The 21,069-nt window shown below is 68.7% G+C and carries 17 protein-coding genes and 1 tRNA gene; 8 read left to right on the top strand and 10 right to left on the bottom strand.

All coding sequences use genetic code 11. The features are described from left to right. The first annotated feature begins 21 nt into the window (after positions 1 to 21). The 7 genes from ABD346_RS15150 to ABD346_RS15120 all read left to right on the top strand — a co-directional run bounded on the left by ABD346_RS15150 (position 22) and on the right by ABD346_RS15120 (position 6,012). Positions 22 to 1,134 carry a hypothetical protein gene (locus ABD346_RS15150; RefSeq protein ID WP_344375229.1) on the top strand — a complete coding sequence of 371 codons (1,113 nt, stop codon included), beginning with the start codon at positions 22 to 24 and terminating at the stop codon, positions 1,132 to 1,134. Next, positions 1,131 to 2,261 carry a hypothetical protein gene (locus ABD346_RS15145; protein WP_344375228.1) on the top strand — a complete coding sequence of 377 codons (1,131 nt, stop codon included), beginning with the start codon at positions 1,131 to 1,133 and terminating at the stop codon, positions 2,259 to 2,261. The genes ABD346_RS15150 and ABD346_RS15145 overlap by 4 nt, the downstream gene beginning before the upstream one ends. Then, entirely contained in the window at positions 2,262 to 2,975 is a 714-nt protein-coding gene (locus ABD346_RS15140; protein WP_344375226.1) for a hypothetical protein, read from the top strand. A 30-nt stretch (positions 2,976 to 3,005) separates the two neighbouring features. Then, on the top strand, positions 3,006 to 4,457 hold the full coding sequence (locus tag ABD346_RS15135; RefSeq protein WP_344375225.1) for a phage tail protein: 1,452 nt from the start codon (positions 3,006 to 3,008) through the stop codon (positions 4,455 to 4,457). 88 nt (positions 4,458 to 4,545) lie between these two features. Beyond that, on the top strand, positions 4,546 to 5,478 hold the full coding sequence (locus tag ABD346_RS15130; protein ID WP_344375224.1) for a peptidoglycan-binding protein: 933 nt from the start codon (positions 4,546 to 4,548) through the stop codon (positions 5,476 to 5,478). Positions 5,479 to 5,519: 41 nt separating this feature from the next. Beyond that, the gene (locus ABD346_RS15125; RefSeq protein ID WP_344375222.1) at positions 5,520 to 5,762 is read left to right on the top strand and encodes a hypothetical protein; all 243 of its coding nucleotides are present in this window, start codon (positions 5,520 to 5,522) and stop codon (positions 5,760 to 5,762) included. Further along, entirely contained in the window at positions 5,749 to 6,012 is a 264-nt protein-coding gene (locus ABD346_RS15120; RefSeq protein WP_344375221.1) for a hypothetical protein, read from the top strand. Before ABD346_RS15125 ends, ABD346_RS15120 begins: the two co-directional genes overlap by 14 nt. Positions 6,013 to 6,073: 61 nt before the next feature. Here ABD346_RS15120 and ABD346_RS15115 read toward each other — a convergent pair whose 3' ends face one another. The 10 genes from ABD346_RS15115 to ABD346_RS15070 all read right to left on the bottom strand — a co-directional run bounded on the left by ABD346_RS15115 (position 6,074) and on the right by ABD346_RS15070 (position 19,542). Further along, the gene (locus ABD346_RS15115) at positions 6,074 to 9,973 is read right to left on the bottom strand and encodes a DNA-directed RNA polymerase subunit beta' (protein ID WP_114037211.1); all 3,900 of its coding nucleotides are present in this window, start codon (positions 9,971 to 9,973) and stop codon (positions 6,074 to 6,076) included. A gap of 99 nt (positions 9,974 to 10,072) precedes the next feature. Continuing rightward, a complete protein-coding gene (gene rpoB, locus ABD346_RS15110; RefSeq protein WP_344375218.1) occupies positions 10,073 to 13,558 on the bottom strand; it encodes a DNA-directed RNA polymerase subunit beta in 3,486 nt (1,161 codons plus the stop codon). 611 nt (positions 13,559 to 14,169) lie between these two features. Continuing rightward, the gene (gene rplL / locus ABD346_RS15105) at positions 14,170 to 14,553 is read right to left on the bottom strand and encodes a 50S ribosomal protein L7/L12 (protein WP_344375217.1); all 384 of its coding nucleotides are present in this window, start codon (positions 14,551 to 14,553) and stop codon (positions 14,170 to 14,172) included. Positions 14,554 to 14,666: 113 nt separating this feature from the next. Beyond that, positions 14,667 to 15,197 (bottom strand): 50S ribosomal protein L10, encoded by a 531-nt coding sequence (rplJ, locus tag ABD346_RS15100; RefSeq protein WP_344375215.1) that lies wholly within the window; start codon positions 15,195 to 15,197, stop codon positions 14,667 to 14,669. A 298-nt stretch (positions 15,198 to 15,495) separates the two neighbouring features. After that, positions 15,496 to 16,416, bottom strand: a complete 921-nt coding sequence (locus ABD346_RS15095) for an SCO4651 family lipoprotein (RefSeq protein WP_344375214.1) — start codon at positions 16,414 to 16,416, stop codon at positions 15,496 to 15,498. Positions 16,417 to 16,591: 175 nt separating this feature from the next. Continuing rightward, positions 16,592 to 17,314 carry a 50S ribosomal protein L1 gene (gene rplA / locus ABD346_RS15090; protein WP_189963093.1) on the bottom strand — a complete coding sequence of 241 codons (723 nt, stop codon included), beginning with the start codon at positions 17,312 to 17,314 and terminating at the stop codon, positions 16,592 to 16,594. Between the two features lie 115 nt (positions 17,315 to 17,429). Continuing rightward, positions 17,430 to 17,864 carry a 50S ribosomal protein L11 gene (gene rplK / locus ABD346_RS15085; protein ID WP_053731185.1) on the bottom strand — a complete coding sequence of 145 codons (435 nt, stop codon included), beginning with the start codon at positions 17,862 to 17,864 and terminating at the stop codon, positions 17,430 to 17,432. A 182-nt stretch (positions 17,865 to 18,046) separates the two neighbouring features. Further along, a complete protein-coding gene (gene nusG / locus ABD346_RS15080; protein ID WP_344375211.1) occupies positions 18,047 to 18,991 on the bottom strand; it encodes a transcription termination/antitermination protein NusG in 945 nt (314 codons plus the stop codon). Positions 18,992 to 19,066: 75 nt separating this feature from the next. Continuing rightward, a complete protein-coding gene (secE, locus tag ABD346_RS15075) occupies positions 19,067 to 19,363 on the bottom strand; it encodes a preprotein translocase subunit SecE (protein WP_053731183.1) in 297 nt (98 codons plus the stop codon). Positions 19,364 to 19,469: 106 nt separating this feature from the next. Next, a tRNA-Trp gene (locus ABD346_RS15070) sits at positions 19,470 to 19,542 on the bottom strand. A 260-nt stretch (positions 19,543 to 19,802) separates the two neighbouring features. Here ABD346_RS15070 and ABD346_RS15065 point away from each other — a divergent pair. Beyond that, entirely contained in the window at positions 19,803 to 21,041 is a 1,239-nt protein-coding gene (locus ABD346_RS15065; protein WP_344375209.1) for a pyridoxal phosphate-dependent aminotransferase, read from the top strand. The last annotated feature ends 28 nt before the right edge of the window (positions 21,042 to 21,069 follow it).

The following is a 21,069-nucleotide window of genomic DNA, read 5'->3' as shown; positions in this document are numbered from 1 at the left end:
GTACACCACTTAGGAGTTCGCATGAACATCGGCAGTGCCTGGCTGCTCAACAGCACCGACGGCAACGGCGGGCAGTCCCGGCTCGACACCCGGCTCGCCCCGATCGGCACCATGGCCCCCGACGGCCCGCTCGCCACCCGGAGCGGCGTGATCCCCGGCTCCCCCGAGGGCCAGTTCCTCATGTCCGGCCTGTACGTCTTCGGCGACACGGCGGGCATGAGCGGCCTCGTGGCTCCCGGCCGGGCCGTCGTCCAGGGCCGCGCGGGCTCCGGCGCCTACCCCGTCTACATCTCCGAGTACACGAGCCTCACCTTCCTCGACGGCGACCCGGGCCTGCCCCGCGTCGACCTCGTCGTGCTGCGGGTGTACGACGACGCGGGCAAGACGGCCGCCGTCCTCGAAATCGTCCAGGGCGACTACGCCGCCTCCCCCGTCGCACCCCGCGTGCCGGAGGCGGCCCTCGCACTCGCCGAGGTCAGGGTGCCGGCCGGGGCCTCCGCGGGCAACGGCGGCATCGACTGGACCACCGCCGTGAAGGACCTGCGCCGGCCCACCGCGTCGGTCGGCGGCATCATCCCGGCGGGCGGACCCGCCTACCGCGGCTCCTACCCCGGCCAGTACCGCGACAACGGCGGCAGCCTGGAGCGCTGGAACGGTACGGAGTGGCGGCCCTACCCCGAGCCGCGCCCGGGCTGGCAGGACTACACGCCCGCCTGGGGCCAGGCCACCGCGGGCGCGCCGGTCCCGAAGATCGGCAACGGCACGCTGTGGGGCCGGTACATCAAGGACGGCCCGATCGCGCACTTCCAGGCCGCGCTCACCATCGGCTCCACCAGCAACTGGGGCGGCCCGGGCCGCAACGGCAACTGGTACCTGACCCTGCCGGTCCGCCCGGCGGGCCCGCGCGGTCTGACCGTCAACTTCCGCGCCCGCACCGGCGGCGACCCCGGCGGCTACTTCTACGGCGGCGCCGAGACCAGCACCGCCTACCACCCCAACGGCGTGGCCCGGAACTGGTCCACCATCCAGTCCAACGGCAGGCCGACCGGCGTGTGGGTCGACGCCGACGACCCGATGACGCCGGTGCCCGGCAGCTGGTACGAGGTGTGGGGCACCTACGAGGTCGCCCCGTGAACCGCGTGACGCCCACCGGCGACGTCACCTACCGCGCCCTGTTCTGCGATCTGCGCACCGACCGGGTCATCGACGCGCTGCCGCTCACCGAGGTCGAGTTCGACGACTTCATCGGCAAACCCGGCCAGCTGCGCGCCACCGTGCCGCTGCCCGACGCGGCGCTCGCGAAGCGGGCCCGCGGGGCGCTCCGGCCCGGCCGCACCGCGGTCTGGCTGGAGCGCGGCTCCGACATCTGGTGGGGCGGCATCCTGTGGACCTGCACCCCGGCCGGCGACGAGCGGGGCCGCCTGGAGGTGCAGATCCAGGCGGGCACCTTCGACTCCTACCTGGACCACCGCATCCTCTCGGGCGACCTGGCCTTCCCGGCCCCCGGCACGGACCAGTTCGAGATCGTCCGCGCGCTCCTGCGGCACGTCCAGGAACAGCCCGGCGGTGACATCGGCATCGCCCTCGACGAGGACCTGTCGGGCGTCCTCGGCAGCCACGCCTACAGCCGGACCGACCTCGCCCGGGTCCGCGAGCTGATCGACGCGCTCGCCGCCCTCCAGTACGGATTCGAGTGGCGGATCCAGTGCTACCGCGACTCCGAGACGGGCGCCCGGGTCAAGAAGCTCCAGCTGGGCCACCCCAAGATCCGTACCGGCTCGGTGCCGATCGTCCTGGACCGGCCCGGACCGGTGCTCACCTACAGCCTGCCCGCCGACTCGACCGTGCAGGCCAATGTGTGGCTGGCCCGCGGCGAGACCGCGAACAACAACAACGCCGCGGCCTCGCTGCCCCAGATGTCCGACCCGGCCGTCGCCGCCGACGACCTCGACGCGGGCTGGCCCCGCCTCGAAGGCTCCTCGGACCACAGCGGCATCTCCGACAAGGCCGTCCTGGACAGCCTGGCCCGGGCCGAACTGGCCCGCGCCCGGCGCCCGCAGGTCATCCCCGAGATCACCATCCGCGTGGACGGCCGCATCACCCCCGCCCTCATCGGCGCCTCGGTGCTGCTGCGCATCCGGGACGGCTGGCACCAGGACGGCGCCGACCCGCGCTACCGGGTCGTCGGCCTGACGGTGACGCCGCCCGGCCGCGGCCGCGGCGAGACCGCGAAGCTCTACCTGGAACTGGAGGACGCCTAGATGGCCGCGATCCCCACGGATCTCCTGGACCGCATCCGTGCCCTGGAACGCCAGGTCCGCGCCCTGATGGGCAGCGCCAACACCCGGCCCGCGATGGACCGGATCAGCGGCGGCAACGTCGTCATCAGCGACGGCGGGCAGCTCGCGGTGCGCAACCGCGACGAGCAGAAGGGCGCCGAGCTCCTCTACATCGGCCAGGTCTCCCCGGCCCGGCCCGGCGGCGAGGAGCAGCAGGGCTTCTTCGTGCGGCGCGACGACGGCTCCAAGGCCCTCACCGTGCACGCGGACGCCCCCGACCTCCAGCCCAACCAGTCGGTGAAGGTATTCGACCGCAAGGGCAACGCGCTGTTCGCCGACGACACCGGCGGCGAGGGCCTGGCCCGCCCGTACATCCCGTATCCGCTGCCCACCCCGGAGGACACCGGCCACTGGGAGGCCACCTCGGCCACCGAGTGGACCACCCTCTACAACGGCAACGCGATCGCCCAGCACCCGTATCTGTACTGCCTGATCGCGGCGACGCAGGGCGGCGAGGTCCGGCTGCTCGTCAACGGCGCCCAGGTCGGGCCGAGCGCCGCGGGAACGCTGGAGTTCACCGCGCCCCTCGGGGCCCCGTACGACAGCCCGGTGACCTTCCTGGTGCAGGCCAGGGCCACCGCGCCCGGCGCCGCCGTCCGCTGTTCGCCGCGCGCGCTGTACGGCGTCAAGTCCTGACCCCCGCCCGACAGTTCAAGGAGCCCCTCCGTGTTGCCCACCACCATTCCCACGGTGACCGTCACCGCCCGCTACCTCACCCCGGCGGGCCTCGCCCTGAGCGGCACGGTCACCTTCAGCGCCCCCACCCTGCTCACGCACACCGCGAGCGATGTCATCCTGGGCGGCCCGATCGTGGCCCCGCTGGACGCGGACGGCCGGATCAGGGCGGTCCTTCCGGCCACCGACACCCCGGGCATGAACCCGGTCAAGTGGCAGTACACGGTGACCGAGCAGCTCTCCGGCCTGCCCGCGAACCGCACGTACAACATCGTGCTCCCGGCCGCCCAGGCCACCGTCGACCTGGCCGACCTCGCCCCCGCCGACCCGCAGGCGCCCGAGTACGTCGCCGTGCCCGGCCCGCCCGGACCGGCCGGCGCGCAGGGCCCGGCGGGACCGGCGGGCGCGCCCGGCGTCGTGCGGTCGGTCAACGGCCGGAACACCGCGGACATCGTGCTCGCGCCCGCCGACGTCCAGGCGGTGGCCGCGGCTTCCGTCGGTGTCGCGAACGGCGTGGCCGCACTGGACGCGGCCGGGCGGGTGCCGGTCGCGCAGCTGCCGCCGGGCACGGTCGACCCGGTGTCGTCCGTCAACGGCAAGAAGGGCGCGGTCGTGCTGAGCGCGGCCGACGTCAACGCGCTCGACCAGGCGGCCGGCGATCTGCGCTACGTACGCCCGGAGGGCATCCCCGTCCAGTCGGTCAACGACCGCACCGGCAAGGTCGTCCTGGACGCGGCCTCCATCGGCGCCGCCCCGCTCGGCTCGGCGGTCCTGCTGACCGGCGCGCAGAGCATCGACGGCGCCAAGACCTTCACGTCCGTACCGTCCTCGGCCGCCGCCCCCACGGCCGCGGCCCATCTGGCGCGCAGGGACTACGTCGACGCCGTCGCGACGCCGGGCAGCTGGGCCCCCGGCGACCTCGGATTCAAGGCCTGGGGCTTCGACCCGGCGGCCACCTCCGGCAACCGCTCGCAGTACTGCGGCGCGGGCTCCGTCTATCTGATGGGCATCCGCCTCAACACCCCCGCCACCCTCAGCAGCGTCGCCTTCTACTGCACCGGCTACGTCGGCGGCACCCTCAGCGAGGCGACGTACGCGGGTCTGTACGACGCGAACGGCACCCGGGTCGGCATCACCGGCTCCCTCAAGGACGTCATCAAGGACGGCGCCACCGCCGTGTGCCCGCTGACCAAGGCGTACGACGCCCCGGCCGGCAGCTACTGGGTGGCGCTGCTCATCAACGGTCCCTCCGAGCCGGGCAAGGGCCCCGCGTTCGCGATGGGAGCGGGCGCGGGAGACCGGCCGGCCGGCTCCGCCCGGATGCCGAACGCCTTCGCCCGCTACGGCCGGCTGCCCGCGACGGGCCAGGCCGCGCTGCCGACCGGCTTCGCCCCGAAGTCCATCGTCACCGACACCAACTCCCTGTGGGCCGCCGTCGCCTGACCGGCCCCGCCCCACCCCGAAAGCCCCCCGACGCCGCGGCGCGGGGGGCTTTCGCCCGTCCCCACTCCGGCACTCCGAGAGGAATCACATGTCAACTCCCTTGTCCGCAGAAGCATTTGTGTCAGCACTGCGCGCCGAAGGCGTCGCCGTCGTCGAGGTCGACGGCTGGCGCGACCACAACCGCAACCACAAGGGCGCCTGGGGTCCGGTCAACGGCGTGATCGTCCACCACACCGTGAGCAGCGGCACCGACTCCTCCGTCCGCCTGTGCTACGACGGCTACGACGAGCTGCCCGGCCCGCTGTGCCACGGCGTCATCGCCAAGGACGGCACCGTCCACCTGGTCGGCAACGGCCGCGCCAACCACGCGGGCGGCGGCGACCCGGCCGTCCTGAACGCCGTGATCGGCGAGAACTACGACACCCGGCCCCCGGCCACCCACCAGCACGAGGGCAGCTCCGGCGCGGTCGACGGCAACGCCCGCTTCTACGGCTTCGAGTGCGTCAACCTCGGCGACGGCTCCGACCCCTGGCCGGCCGCCCAGCTCGACGCGATCGAGCGGGTCTCGGCGGCACTCTGCCGGGCCCACGGCTGGTCCGCGAAGAGCGTGATCGGCCACCTGGAGTGGTCGGACTGGAAGAGCGACCCGCGCGGCTTCGGCATGCCCGACATGCGCTCGCGCATCGCCGCCCGCCTGTCCGGGAAGCCGGACGACACCTCCGAGAGCGCCGCCGCCCTCGCCGCGGCGGCCCGCGCCGAGGGCCCGCGGCGCCACCAGCCCTTCCCCGGCGCCGAGTTCTTCACCGAGGGCCGGAACTCGCCGGTGATCACCGCGATGGGCCGCCGCCTGGTCGCCGAGGGCTGCTCGGCGTACGCGGAGGGCCCGGGCCCGCGCTGGAGCTCCGCCGACCGCGCCTCGTACGCCCTGTGGCAGCAGAAGCTCGGCTTCGACGGCGCGGACGCCGACGGCGTGCCCGGCCGCAGCTCCTGGGACGCCCTGAAGGTCCCGTACACCGCCTGATCCCCTTCCCCGTCGCCCGGCCCCCAGAAATGAGAACCCCCATGTCCGAAGCCGCCAAGCACGCCCTGCGCACCGTCCTGCAGACGGCCGTCGGCCTCGCCCTCGCGCTACCCGCCATCGTGGACGCCTCCGGCGTCTCCGCCAGCCTCCCCTGGGTCGCCGGGGTACTCGCCGTGGCCGGCGGGCTCGCCCGGGTCATGGCCCTGCCCGCCGTGCAGGCCCTGCTGCCCGGCTGGCTGCGCACCCAGTCCCAGCCCACGGGTGCCGCCGATGACCGAGCCTGACCCGGGTGACCCGGTGGCGGTCGCCCTGGAGCTGGAGCGCCTTCGCGGCACCCTGGAGGCCGGGTTCGCCCGGGTCGACGGGGCGCTGGCCCTCCTGGTGCAGCGCAGCGACCAGACCGACCGCCAGCTGGCCGACCACGAAAGCCGCCTCGACGCACTGGAGCGGGCCCGCTGGCCGGTCACCAGCATCGCCGCGCTCACCGCGGTGACCGGCACGGCGCTCGGCCTGTGGCAGATCGCCGCCCGCTGAAAACCCCGAAGGGCGCCCACCCCGCGCAAGCGGAGTGGGCGCCCTTCGGCAGACGTACGCCTTACTGGTTGTACGGACCGTAGTCGTAGTCCTCCAGCGGAACGGCCTGGCCGGAGCCCGTGCCGAACGGCGAGTAGTCGATGTCGTCGTAGCCGACGGCCGAGTACATCGCGGCCTTGGCCTCTTCGGTGGGCTCGACCCGGATGTTGCGGTAGCGGGACAGACCCGTACCGGCCGGGATGAGCTTACCGATGATGACGTTCTCCTTGAGGCCGATGAGGCTGTCGGACTTGGCGTTGATCGCCGCATCCGTCAGGACTCGGGTCGTCTCCTGGAAGGAGGCGGCCGACAGCCAGGATTCCGTCGCCAGCGAGGCCTTGGTGATACCCATCAGCTGCGGACGGCCGGAGGCGGGGTGACCGCCCTCGGTGACCACACGACGGTTCTCGGTCTCGAACTTCGAGCGCTCGACGAGCTCGCCCGGCAGCAGCTCCGCGTCGCCGGACTCGATGATCGTCACGCGGCGCAGCATCTGCCGGATGATGATCTCGATGTGCTTGTCGTGGATCGACACGCCCTGGCTGTTGTAGACCTTCTGGACTTCGCCGACCAGGTGGACCTGGACCGCACGCTGACCGAGGATCCGCAGCACGTCGTGCGGGTTGGTGGCACCGACGGTGAGCTTCTGGCCCACCTCGACCGCGTCGCCCTCGCCGACCAGCAGACGGGCACGCTTGGAGATCGGGAACGCCGTCTCCTCGCTGCCGTCGTCCGGGGTGACGACGATCTTCTTGGTCTTCTCGGTCTCCTCGATCCGGACGCGGCCCTTGGCCTCCGAGATCGGCGCGACACCCTTGGGCGTACGGGCCTCGAAGAGCTCGACGACACGCGGCAGACCCTGCGTGATGTCGTCACCGGCCACACCACCGGTGTGGAAGGTACGCATCGTCAGCTGGGTACCGGGCTCACCGATGGACTGGGCGGCGATGATGCCGACCGCCTCACCGATGTCGACCAGCTTGCCGGTGGCGAGCGAGCGTCCGTAGCAGAAGGCACAGGTGCCGACCGCGGACTCACAGGTCAGGACCGAGCGGGTCTTGACCTCCTCGACACCCGCACCCACGAGGGCGTCGATGAGCACGTCACCGAGGTCCACGTTGGCCGGCGCGATGACCTTGCCGTCGACGACGACGTCCTCGGCGAGCATGCGGGCGTAGACGGAGGTCTCGACGTCCTCGGTCTTGCGCAGCACGCCGTCGGCGCCCCGCTCCGCGATCTTGAGCTTGAGGCCGCGGTCGGTGCCGCAGTCCTCCTCGCGGATGATGACGTCCTGCGAGACGTCCACCAGACGACGGGTCAGGTAACCCGAGTCGGCGGTACGAAGCGCGGTGTCCGCCAGACCCTTACGGGCACCGTGCGTGGAGATGAAGTACTCCAGAACGGTGAGGCCCTCACGGAAGGACGCCTTAATGGGACGCGGGATGGTCTCGTTCTTCGCGTTCGACACCAGACCACGCATACCGGCGATCTGACGCATCTGCATCATGTTTCCTCGGGCACCCGAGTCAACCATCATGAAGATGGGGTTCGTCTTGGGGAAGTTCGCGTTCATCGCCTCGGCAACCTCGTTGGTCGCCTTGGTCCAGATCGCGATGAGCTCCTGCGTGCGCTCGTCCTTGGTGATCAGACCGCGCTCGTACTGCTTCTGGACCTTCTCGTCCTGCGCCTCGTAGCCCGCGACGATCGCCTTCTTGGCCTCGGGGACCACGACGTCGGAGATGGCCACGGTGACACCGGAACGGGTCGCCCAGTAGAAGCCGGCCGCCTTCAGGTTGTCGAGCGTCGCCGCCACGATGACCTTGGGGTAGCGCTCGGCGAGGTCGTTGACGATCTCGGAGAGCTGCTTCTTGCCCACCGAGTAGTCGACGAACGGGTAGTCCTCGGGCAGCAGCTCGTTGAAGAGCGCGCGGCCCAGGGACGTACGCAGACGGAACGAGTCGCCCTGCTGCCAGGTCGTCTCGCCGTCCTCGTCGAGCGGCGGGGTCCAGCCACGCGGCGGGACGGTGCCGATCGGGAAGCGGATGTCGACCTTCGCCTGGAGCGAGAGCTCCCGGGCGTCGAACGCCATGATCGCCTCGGCGGTCGAGTTGAAGGAACGGCCCGCGCCCTTCACCTCGCGCTCCTCTTCGTCCGTGGTGAGGAAGAAGAGGCCGAGCACCATGTCCTGGGTCGGCATGGTGACGGGACGGCCGTCGGCCGGCTTCAGGATGTTGTTCGAGGACAGCATCAGGATGCGGGCCTCGGCCTGCGCCTCCGCGGAGAGCGGCAGGTGGACGGCCATCTGGTCACCGTCGAAGTCCGCGTTGAACGCGGTGCAGACGAGCGGGTGGATCTGGATGGCCTTGCCCTCGACCAGCTGGGGCTCGAAGGCCTGGATGCCGAGGCGGTGCAGCGTGGGCGCACGGTTCAGCAGAACCGGGTGCTCGGCGATGACCTCTTCGAGGACGTCGTACACGACCGTGCGGCCGCGCTCGACCATCCGCTTGGCGCTCTTGATGTTCTGCGCGTGGTTCAGGTCGACCAGGCGCTTCATCACGAACGGCTTGAAGAGCTCCAGCGCCATGGCCTTCGGCAGACCGCACTGGTGCAGCTTCAGCTGCGGACCGACGACGATGACGGAACGCGCGGAGTAGTCCACACGCTTGCCGAGCAGGTTCTGACGGAATCGACCCTGCTTGCCCTTGAGCATGTCGGACAGCGACTTCAGCGGACGGTTGCCGGGGCCCGTGACCGGGCGACCACGACGGCCGTTGTCGAAGAGCGCGTCGACGGCCTCCTGAAGCATGCGCTTCTCGTTGTTCACGATGATCTCGGGGGCACCGAGGTCGAGGAGTCGCTTCAGGCGGTTGTTGCGGTTGATCACGCGGCGGTACAGGTCGTTCAGGTCGGAGGTCGCGAAGCGGCCACCGTCCAGCTGCACCATCGGACGCAGGTCCGGCGGGATGACCGGGACGCAGTCGAGGACCATGCCCTTGGGGCTGTTGGAGGTCTGCAGGAACGCGGACACAACCTTCAGCCGCTTCAGCGCACGGGTCTTCTTCTGGCCCTTGCCGGTGCGGATGATCTCGCGGAGGCGCTCGGCCTCCTCGTCGAGGTCGAAGGTCTCCAGGCGCTTCTGCAGAGCAGCGGCACCCATCGAGCCGTCGAAGTACGTGCCGAAGCGGTCACGCAGCTCGCGGTAGAGCAGCTCGTCGCCCTCGAGGTCCTGGACCTTGAGGTTCTTGAAGCGGCTCCACACCTCGTCGAGGCGGTCGATCTCGCGCTGCGAACGGTCGCGCAGCTGCTTCATCTCGCGCTCGGCACCCTCGCGCACCTTGCGGCGCACGTCGGCCTTGGCGCCCTCGGCCTCCAGCTCGGCGAGGTCCGTCTCGAGCTTCTTGGCGCGGGCTTCGAGGTCCGAGTCGCGACGGTTCTCGATCTGCTGACGCTCGACGGAGACGTGCGCCTCCAGCGACGGCAGGTCGCGCGTACGGCGCTCCTCGTCCACGAACGTGATCATGTACGCGGCGAAGTAGATGACCTTTTCGAGGTCCTTCGGCGCGAGGTCGAGCAGGTAGCCAAGACGCGACGGAACGCCCTTGAAGTACCAGATGTGGGTCACGGGAGCGGCAAGCTCGATGTGGCCCATCCGCTCGCGGCGCACCTTGGCACGCGTGACCTCTACGCCACAGCGCTCACAGATGATGCCCTTGAAGCGGACGCGCTTGTACTTGCCGCAGTAGCACTCCCAGTCCCGGGTCGGACCGAAGATCTTCTCGCAGAAGAGTCCGTCCTTTTCGGGCTTGAGGGTGCGGTAGTTGATGGTCTCCGGCTTCTTGACCTCACCGTGGGACCACTGACGAATGTCGTCAGCGGTGGCGAGGCCGATCCGCAGCTCGTCGAAGAAGTTGACGTCGAGCACTTGTCGTCAATCCCTCTTTCGGGGTCGATTCTTCAAGATGGTCTGAGGGGGGTCCGGGGACGGTGGGGGGCTCTCAGGGAGAGCCCCCCACCAGACCCGTCAGACCTCTTCGACGCTGCTCGGCTCGCGCCGGGACAGGTCGATACCGAGCTCCTCCGCAGCGCGGAAGACGTCCTCGTCCGTGTCGCGCATCTCGATGGACATGCCGTCCGAGGACAGCACCTCCACGTTGAGGCAGAGCGACTGCATTTCCTTGATGAGCACCTTGAAGGACTCGGGAATGCCGGGCTCGGGAATGTTCTCGCCCTTGACGATGGCCTCGTAGACCTTCACACGGCCGGTCACGTCGTCGGACTTGATGGTCAGCAGCTCCTGGAGGGCGTACGCGGCGCCGTATGCCTCCAGCGCCCACACCTCCATCTCACCGAAGCGCTGGCCACCGAACTGGGCCTTACCACCCAGCGGCTGCTGGGTGATCATCGAGTACGGACCGGTCGAGCGGGCGTGCAGCTTGTCGTCGACCAGGTGGTGCAGCTTCAGGATGTACATGTACCCGACCGAGATCGGGTCCGGGAACGGCTCGCCGGAGCGGCCGTCGAAGAGCTGCGCCTTGCCGGACGGCTGGACCAGGCGGTCACCGTCGCGGTTGGGGATCGTGGCCTCGAAGAGACCGGAGATCTCGTCCTCGCGGGCACCGTCGAAGACCGGGGTCGCGACGTTGGTACCGGCGGCGACCTGGTCGGCGCCGATGGCCTGCAGACGCTGGGCCCAGTCGTCGGCCAGACCGGAGACGTCCCAGCCGCGGCTGGCGAGCCAGCCGAGGTGGATCTCCAGGACCTGTCCCGGGTTCATTCGGGACGGGACACCGAGCGGGTTGAGGATGATGTCGACCGGAGTTCCGTCCTCGAGGAACGGCATGTCCTCGATCGGAAGGATCTTCGAGATGACACCCTTGTTGCCGTGACGGCCGGCGAGCTTGTCACCGTCCGTGATCTTGCGCTTCTGCGCCACGTAGACACGAACCAGCTGGTTCACGCCCGGCGGCAGCTCGTCGCCCTCTTCACGGTCGAAGACGCGGACGCCGATGACCTTGCCGGTCTCGCCGTGCGGCACCTTCAGCGAGGTGTCACGCACCTCGCGGGCCTTCTCACCGAAGATCGCGCGCAGCAGGCGCTCCTCCGGCGTCAGCTCGGTCTCACCCTTGGGCGTGACCTTGCCGACGAGGATGTCGCCGGCGACGACCTCGGCACCGATACGGATGATGCCGCGCTCGTCGAGGTCGGCGAGGACCTCCTCGGAGACGTTCGGGATGTCCCGGGTGATCTCCTCCGGGCCGAGCTTGGTGTCACGGGCGTCGACCTCGTGCTCCTCGATGTGGATCGAGGAGAGGACGTCGTCCTGCACGAGGCGCTGCGACAGGATGATCGCGTCCTCGTAGTTGTGACCCTCCCACGGCATGAACGCCACGAGCAGGTTCTTGCCGAGCGCCATCTCACCCTGCTGGGTGGCGGGACCGTCGGCCAGGACCTGGCCCTCGATCACGCGGGCGCCCTCGTCCACGACAACCTTCTGGTTGACCGAGGTGCCCTGGTTGGAGCGGGAGAACTTGGCGATCCGGTACGTGGTGTACGTGCCGTCGTCGTTGGCGACGGTGATGTAGTCCGCGGAGACCTCCTGGACGACACCCGCCTTCTCCGCCTTGATGACGTCACCGGCGTCGACCGCGCAGCGGTACTCCATGCCGGTGCCGACGAGCGGCGCCTCGGACGTGATCAGCGGCACGGCCTGACGCATCATGTTCGCGCCCATGAGGGCACGGTTGGCGTCGTCGTGCTCGAGGAACGGGATCATGGCGGTCGCGACCGACACCATCTGGCGCGGCGAGACGTCCATGTAGTCGACCTCGGTGCCGGGCACGTAGTCGACCTCGCCGCCACGGCGGCGGACCAGGACGCGCGGCTCGGTGAACCGCATCTCGTCGCTGAGCGCGGCGTTGGCCTGCGCGATGACGAAGCGGTCCTCCTCGTCGGCGGTGACGTAGTCGACCTCGTCGGTGACCTGGCCGTCGACGACCTTGCGGTACGGCGTCTCGATGAAGCCGAACGCGTTGACGCGGCCGTACGAGGCGAGCGAACCGATCAGACCGATGTTCGGGCCTTCCGGGGTCTCAATCGGGCACATGCGGCCGTAGTGAGACGGGTGCACGTCACGGACCTCGAAGCCGGCCCGCTCACGCGAGAGACCACCCGGGCCGAGCGCCGACAGACGGCGCTTGTGGGTGAGACCCGACAGCGGGTTGTTCTGGTCCATGAACTGCGACAGCTGGCTGGTGCCGAAGAACTCCTTGATGGAGGCGACGACCGGCCGGATGTTGATCAGGGTCTGCGGCGTGATCGCCTCGACGTCCTGGGTCGTCATGCGCTCACGCACGACGCGCTCCATACGAGCCAGACCCGTACGGACCTGGTTCTGGATGAGCTCGCCGACGTTGCGCAGACGACGGTTGCCGAAGTGGTCGATGTCGTCGGTCTCGACGACGATGTTCCGGCCCGACTCGCCGACCGTCTCGGTCTCACCGGCGTGCAGCTTGACCAGGTACTTGATGGTCGCGATGACGTCGTCGGTGGTGAGCACGCCGGCGTCCAGCGGCTCGTCCGCGCCGAGCTTCTTGTTCACCTTGTAGCGGCCGACCTTCGCGAGGTCGTAGCGCTTCGGGTTGAAGTAGAGGTTCTCGAGCAGCGTCTGAGCGGCCTCGCGCGTCGGCGGCTCGCCCGGGCGCAGCTTGCGGTAGATGTCGAGAAGCGCGTCGTCCTGGCCCTGGGTGTGGTCCTTCTCCAGGGTGGCGCGCATGGACTCGTACTCGCCGAACTCCTCCAGGATCTGCTCGGTGGTCCAACCGAGAGCCTTCAGGAGAACGGTGACGGACTGCTTGCGCTTGCGGTCGATGCGGACACCGACCATGTCGCGCTTGTCGATCTCCATCTCGAGCCAGGCACCCCGGGACGGGATGATCTTGGCCGTGAAGATGTCCTTGTCGGACGTCTTGTCGATGTTGGAGTCGAAGTAGACACCCGGCGAGCGGACCAGCTGCGACACGACGACACGCTCGGTGCCGTTGATGACGAAGGTGCCCTTGTTGGTCATGAGCGGGAAGTCGCCCATGAAGACCGTCTGGGACTTGATCTCGCCGGTCTCGTTGTTGGTGAACTCGGCGGTGACGAAGAGCGGGGCCGCGAACGTGAAGTCGCGCTCCTTGCACTCGTCGATCGAGTTCTTCGGCGGCTCGAAGCGGTGGTCGCGGAAGGTCAGCGACATCGACCCGGAGAAGTCCTCGATCGGAGAGATCTCTTCGAAGATCTCCTCCAGACCGGACTTGGTGGGGACGTCCTGTCCACTCTCGAGAGCGGCCTCGACCCGAGACTTCCAAGCGGCATTGCCGAGCAGCCAGTCAAAGCTCTCGGTCTGCAGCGCAAGAAGGTTCGGAACCTCGAGGGGCTCCTTGATCTTTGCAAAGGAGATGCGCAGCGGGGCGGTGCTGGCGCCGTTGTTCGTATTGGCGGTCGAGGCGTTGCGCGAGGCGGCCAAGAGGGGGTCCTTCCGAGGGCTCGGACTCACTACGCGCGTACCGGTCCCACGTGGGCACAGAGAGAGACGTTTCTGATTCGGCCGGAAAGGCCAGTTCAGGGCGGTTCAATCCGAGGTGCTCAAGCGAGGGCATGCCCCTGGTGACGGGCAGGGGACAGCTAACAGGCAGCGCAAAGGGACAGTGTAGCCACTCGGCACACTGATGTCCAGGGCGGATTTTTCGAGACCCGCATTGCTCTTCTCAAGTACCTCGGTACCTCGGTCAGCCGTGCGCCGCGCAGACGCAGATTAGTACTGCCCTCTTCGCCGTCGATCCATGCCTCGGATCCGGATCGTTGTGACGACGCGTCCTGAGAATTGCGCGCTGCGTGCGGTTCGTCAAGACCCCTCCGCTCCCCGGAGATCGCCGCGGGAGCCGTGCGGGGCGTACGCCTGCGTCCCTGCCGAGCAGACGGCGAAGATCACCATACTCCCAGACAGGCCCCGTGCAAGGCAGGGCCGCGGGTACGCCGAAGGGCGACCACCCGGATGGGTGATCGCCCTTGGCGGTGTCCAGCGGCGCGCTGGCGCGCCTGCGAGACGGGTGCGGGTCAGCGAAGACCCGCGAGGTGTTACTTGACCGTGACGGAGGCGCCGGCGGCCTTGAGGGACTCGGCAGCCTTCTCCGCGGCCTCCTTGGCGACCTTCTCGAGGACCGGCTTCGGGGTGCCGTCGACGAGGTCCTTGGCCTCCTTCAGACCCAGGGAGGTCAGCTCGCGCACGACCTTGATGACCTGGATCTTCTTGTCGCCAGCACCCTCGAGGATGACGTCGAACTCGTCCTGCTCCTCGACGGCCTCAGCGGCGGCACCCGGGGCACCCGGGGCAACGGCGGCGACGGCCGCGGCGGCGGTGACGTCGAACTTCTCCTCGAAGGCCTTCACGAACTCGGAGAGCTCGATGAGGGTCATCTCCTCGAACTGAGCGAGCAGGTCTTCCTGGCTGAGCTTCGCCATGATGGGCGATCCTTCCACTAATTCGGCAGGTGCCGGATGTACATGTAGGCGGGCGTACGTTCGGCCCGCTGCGACCGCGTCCCTAGTGGGCCGCGATCAATGCGCGAGCCGAATTACTCGGCACCGCCCTGCTCGGCGAGCTTGACGCGAAGCGCTTCCGCGGTGCGGACGAACTTCGACGGCAGCGCCTGGAGGAGCGAGGCAGTCTGGGACTGCTTGCCCTTGAACGCGCCGGCCAGCTTGCTGAGCAGAACCTCGCGGGACTCGAGGTCCGCAAGCTTCTTGATCTCATCGGCGGACAGCGCCTTGCCATCAAGGACACCGCCCTTGATGATCAGGTTCGGGTTTTCCTTGGCGAAGTCACGAAGACCCTTCGCCGACTCCACCGGGTCACCGGTGATGAAGGCAGCGCCCGTCGGACCGGTGAACTGGTCGTCGAGCGAGGTGATCCCGGCGTTGTTGGCCGCAATCTTGGTCAGCGTGTTCTTCACCACGGCGTACTGGGCGTTCTCACCGAGCGAACGACGCAGCGTCTTGAGCTGCGCCACGGTGAGACCCCGGTACTCGGTCAGCACGACGGCGTTCGAGCTGCGGAACTTGTCCTCAAGCTCGGCTACGTCGGCAGCCTTGTTGGGCGTCGGCATAGTGCGTCGGCCTCCTTCCGGGTGATGAGGACCGCTCAGAAGGGGCTGAACAATACGAAACGCCCCGGCGCAGGCGCACGGGGCGTAGCTCAACCAGCTGCACTCAGAAGAGGAACATCCGGGAACTTTCCACGGTCACCTGCGCGGGTCGTCCGCATTGAGCGGATCCTTCGGCCACCGCCCCTTCGAATGAAGGCACGGCAACGACCAGCGGTCTTTGGCTTCTGGGAGAGCGTACGTTACGGGGTCCGTGTCAAGCAAATCCGCCCATACGGACCCCGCGACAGATCCGGCGGGCTCAGGCTGCGTCGCCCTTGTCCAGGCCCTTCATCATCTCGGCGAAGTCGTACGTCTCCCCCGCGGGCGGCGCCTGGACCGTGTTCTTGGTGCCGTAGTCCGAGTAGTGCGCGCTCATCGAGATCTTGCCCTGCGGGGTGTCGATGCCGACGTTCATCTGCACCGGGTACCCGGCCTTGTTGATCCAGAGCTCGGTGTCGTAGCCCTTGATCCCGGACGTCTTCATGCCGTCGATGAACTTCTGGCGCTCCTGCGCGGACAGGCCGTCCAGACTCTGGTTGCCGGCGACCATCTCCTCCAGCGTCAGGGTGCCCTTGTAGTGCTCCGCGGGGGCGCCGTCGACCTGCTCGCTGCCGAGGTGCTTCACGTTCGGCGAGTCCGTCAGGAGGGCGAGCTGCTGGGCCGGGTCCTGGTTCTGCGCGCCGCCCGTGAGCTGCTGGGCCATCGCGTCGCCGCCGGCGTCCTTGGCGAGCGCGCCGAGGTCCATCTTCATCCAGCGCTTGCCGTCGTGCCTCTGGGCCGCCTCGGCACCCAGGTCCATGTACATGACGTTGTTCACCATGACCGTACGGAACTTGTCCGGCGCGCCCGGCTTGCCCTTGAGGGCCGCCGCGCTCGTGGTGATGTCCATCGCCGCCGGGTTCCACGACTGGACGCCCGTCATCTCCATGTCACCGGCGCCTGCGCCGGCGGCGGACGGCATCGACATCTTCATGGTGACCTTCGCCGACTTGGCCGCCGACGTCTTCTTGTACGCCGCCTGGAGCGCCATGCGCGCGTCGCCGGCGCTCGACTGTCCGGCCGCCTTCTTCGGCGCGTCCGCGGCCTTCTTGGAGTCCCCGCTCTGGCACGCGGCGGCTCCCGCCACCAGCACCGCGACCGCCGCCAGGGAGATTCCGGCGCGCTTGACGGACCTGCTCATCTTGTCCCCACCCTTGATCAAAACCGACGAAATCTTTCACAACCGTAACTCAGCGCACTGACAGCACACACAGAAAAAAACCGGCCCCCGCACCTCTGACGAGGTGCGGGGGCCGGTCTCAGTACGCGGCGTACGTCTCCGTACGCGAACCCGCGACTGCCGGTGATCCGAGGGATCAGACGGCGGCCGGGTCCTCCTCGACGAGGAGGTTGCGGGTGCGGTTCTGGTCCAGGGTGATACCGGGGCCCATCGTGGTGGTGATGGTGGCCTTCTTGATGTACCGGCCCTTGGCGGCGGACGGCTTCAGACGGAGGATCTCCTCCAGAGCCGCACCGTAGTTCTCCACCAGCTTGGTGTCGTCGAAGGACACCTTGCCGATGATGAAGTGCAGGTTCGAGTGCTTGTCGACGCGGAACTCGATCTTGCCGCCCTTGATCTCCTCGACCGCCTTGGCGACGTCGGGGGTGACCGTGCCGGTCTTCGGGTTCGGCATCAGGCCACGGGGACCGAGCACGCGGCCGAGGCGGCCGACCTTGCCCATGAGGTCCGGGGTGGCGACGACGGCGTCGAAGTCCAGACGGCCCTTCGAAACCTCGTCGATGAGCTCGTCGGAGCCGACGATGTCGGCGCCCGCGGCAAGCGCGGCCTCGGCACGGTCGCCGGTCGCGAAGACCAGGACCCGGGCGGTCTTACCGGTGCCGTGCGGGAGGTTCACGGTGCCACGGACCATCTGGTCGGCCTTGCGCGGGTCGACACCCAGGCGGAAGGCGACCTCGACGGTGCCGTCGAACTTGGTCGTGGAGGTCTCCTTGGCGAGACGGACCGCCTCGAGCGGCGCGTACAGCTTGTCCGCGTCGATCTTGGCGTCCGCAGCGCGGAGAGTCTTGCTGCGCTTCACTTCAGCTCCTGTGTGGAGTAGCGCCATGCGGCTGTCGCCGCGTGGCAGGCATGGAGTCGTGGTGCGGGCCAGCGCTTGGCCCTACCACTGGAGGTCAAACGGGGGTGAGCTGAGATCAGCCCTCGACCGTGATGCCCATGGAACGGGCGGTGCCGGCGATGATCTTCGACGCGGCGTCCAGGTCGTTGGCGTTCAGGTCGGCGAGCTTCGTCGTGGCGATCTCGCGGACCTGGGCCTCGGTGATCTTGGCGACCTTGGTCTTGTGCGGCTCGCCGGAGCCCTTCTCGACACCAGCGGCCTTGAGGATCATCTTCGCGGCCGGCGGAGTCTTGGTGATGAAGGTGAAGGAGCGGTCTTCGTAGACCGTGATCTCCACCGGGATCACCCAGCCACGCTGCGACTCGGTCGCGGCGTTGTAGGCCTTGCAGAACTCCATGATGTTGACGCCGTGCTGGCCGAGCGCGGGGCCGACCGGCGGGGCCGGGTTCGCCGCACCGGCGTTGATCTGGAGCTTGATAAGCCCCGTGACCTTCTTCTTCTTGGGAGGCATTGCTCTCTCCGGGTCCTAGTGAGAGTGAACCGCCTGCATCCGATCAACCGGATGGAGGCATACCGCACAACGATAACGGGTATAGCTGTGCGGCTAAAAACCGAGCAGGTCAGAGGGGCTGCGAGAGCCTCTCTGACCTGCTCGGAAGTGCTGGTTCCAGAAAGCGCCGGTGGCCTGGGCCGCTAGTTCTTCTGGATCTGGTCGAAGCTGAGCTCGACCGGGGTCTCGCGGCCGAAGATCTCGACGAGGCCCTTGACCTTCTTCGAGTCGGCGTTGATCTCGTTGATGGTCGCCTGCAGCGTCGCGAACGGGCCGTCGGTGACGGTGACCGAGTCGCCCACCTCGAAGTCCAGTACCTGGACCTCGACCTTGCGCTGCGGAGCCGGCTTGCCCTCGGCCTCGGCGGCCTCGCGGGCGGCCTTCTCCTCGGCCTCCGGGGCGAGCATCTTCACGATCTCGTCGAGCGTCAGCGGGTACGGGTCGTAGGCGTTGCCCACGAAGCCGGTGACACCGGGGGTGTTGCGGACGACGCCCCAGGACTCGTTCGTCAGATCCATGCGGACGAGAACGTAACCGGGCAGCTTGTTCTGCCGGACGTTCTTGCGCTCGCCGTTCTTGATCTGGACGATCTCCTCTTCGGGGACCTCGGCCTGGTAGATGAACTCCTCGACGTTCAGCGAGACGGCACGCTGTTCGAGGTTGGCCTTCACTCGCTTCTCGTAACCGGCGTACGTGTGGATGACGTACCACTCGCCGGGCAGGAAGCGGAGCTCCTGGCGCAGGGCCTCGACCGGGTCGACGGGCTCGGCGGGCTCCGCCGGCTCCTCGTCCTCGCCGGATTCGGCGGAGACTTCGGCGGGCTCCTCGTCCGACTCGGAGGCGTCGTCCTCGACGGAGGCCTCGGCCTCGTCGGAAGCGTCCTCTTCGGCCGCGTCGGAAGCCTCGGCGGCTTCGGTCTCGGGCTCGGCGTCGTCGGACTCGACGTGCAGGGCAGCCTCTTCGGCCGCTTCGCCCGCAGCGGCGTCGGCAGCCTCGGCCTCGTCCTCGTCGGCCGCCTCGATGATCTCGAGCTCGTCCTCGACGGACTCGACCGACTCGATGGCGTCGTTCAGGTTCGGGTCAGACACGGTGGCTGCTTCTTCCTGGCTACAGATTGGGTGGAACATGCGAAAGGGGCGCCGATGAGGGGCGCCCTTCGCTGATCAGCCGAAGACGTACTTGACTACCTGCGAGAAGCCGGAGTCAATCAACGTCACGATGCCAATCATGATGACAACGAACACGATCACCACGGAGGTGTACGTCGTCAGCTGGCTGCGTGTCGGCCAGACAACTTTACGGAGTTCGGCGACGACCTGCCGGTAGAAGAGCGCGAGACGGCCCAGAGGGCCCTTCTTGCCGCGCTTACCGCCCTTGCGGGCCTTCTTCTTCGAATCCTTGGACTCCGCTGCCTCGTCCTGGGCATCAGGCATGTCGATGGAGCCCACGGCGTCCGTCACGCTTCTCACCTGATTCCGGGTCATGGCCGTGCCGCGCCCGGTGGAGCCGCACGGCGGTGCATTGAAGTACGTACATGCGCACACATCCTGGCGAAGGTGTGTGTAGCAGGGCCGGAGGGACTTGAACCCCCAACCGCTGGTTTTGGAGACCAGTGCTCTACCAATTGAGCTACGACCCTTTGTGGTTCCCCCAACCTACCGCATGTGGTGGTGTGGTCGGTGAGGGCCAACAGGCAGTGAGTGTACGTGGTCAGGGGCCCGGCGTCGAACAGCTTGCTCCCGAACACCTTCCGACCGCCTCACCATCACCTCCGCCTCCCCTTCACACAGCCCCTTCGCACGGCCTCTTCAAGCAGGCCGTTCGGACGCCTGTCCACATGCTGACCGGTCCGTGAAACGCGGGTGCTCCCCTCGCAGGGGGTCTGGGACCATGGCCCGCATGAGCGCTGCAACTCCCCCGCCTTCCTCCCCCACCGAGCGCCGGGTCTCCGCGCGCATCGGCGCCATCTCCGAGTCCGCGACCCTCGCCGTCGACGCCAAGGCCAAGGCCCTCAAGGCCGCCGGGCGTCCGGTCATCGGTTTCGGCGCGGGCGAGCCCGACTTCCCGACGCCCGACTACATCGTCGAGGCCGCCGTCGAGGCCTGCCGCAACCCGAAGTACCACCGCTACACGCCGGCGGGGGGCCTGCCCGAGCTCAAGGCCGCCATCGCCGCCAAGACGCTGCGCGACTCCGGCTACGAGGTCGACGCCTCCCAGGTCCTGGTGACCAACGGCGGCAAGCAGGCGATCTACGAGGCCTTCGCGGCGATCCTCGACCCGGGCGACGAGGTCATCGTCCCGGCGCCGTACTGGACCACCTACCCCGAGTCGATCCGGCTCGCGGGCGGTGTCCCCGTCGACGTCGTGGCCGACGAGACGACCGGGTACCGGGTGTCGGTGGAGCAGCTGGAGGCGGCCCGTACGGAGCGTACGAAGGTCGTTCTGTTCGTCTCCCCGTCCAACCCCACCGGCGCCGTCTACAGCGAGGCCGACGCCGAGGCGATCGGGCGCTGGGCCGTCGAGCACGGCCTGTGGGTCATGACCGACGAGATCTACGAGCACCTGGTGTACGGCAGCGCCACGTTCACCTCGCTGCCCGCGATCGTGCCCGAGCTGCGCGACAAGTGCATCGTCGTCAACGGCGTCGCCAAGACCTTCGCCATGACCGGCTGGCGGGTCGGGTGGATCATCGGCCCGAAGGACGTCGTGAAGGCCGCGACCAACCTCCAGTCCCACGCGACGTCCAACGTCAGCAACGTGGCCCAGGTCGCTGCGCTGGCCGCCGTCTCCGGGAACCTCGACGCGGTCGCCACGATGCGCGAGTCCTTCGACCGGCGCCGCACCACCATGGTGCGCATGCTGAGCGAGATCCCCGGCGTGGTCTGCCCCACCCCGGAGGGCGCGTTCTACGCCTACCCCTCGGTCAAGGGCGTGCTCGGCAAGGAGATCCGCGGCAAGCGGCCGCAGACCTCGGCCGAGCTCGCCGCGCTGATCCTGGACGAGACCGAGGTCGCGGTCGTCCCCGGCGAGGCCTTCGGCACGCCGGGCTACCTGCGGCTCTCCTACGCACTGGGCGACGAGGACCTCGTCGAGGGCGTCGCCCGCATCCAGAAGCTGCTGGCCGAGGCTCGGGATTAGGTTCGGGCCGATTCGGGTTGGGCCGGGT

Source organism: Streptomyces mauvecolor (assembly GCF_039532965.1).
In the GTDB taxonomy this organism is placed as follows: domain Bacteria; phylum Actinomycetota; class Actinomycetes; order Streptomycetales; family Streptomycetaceae; genus Streptomyces; species Streptomyces violascens.
Note: the sequence above shows the minus strand (reverse complement) of the source record. Positions and strands in the feature narration are given on the sequence as shown.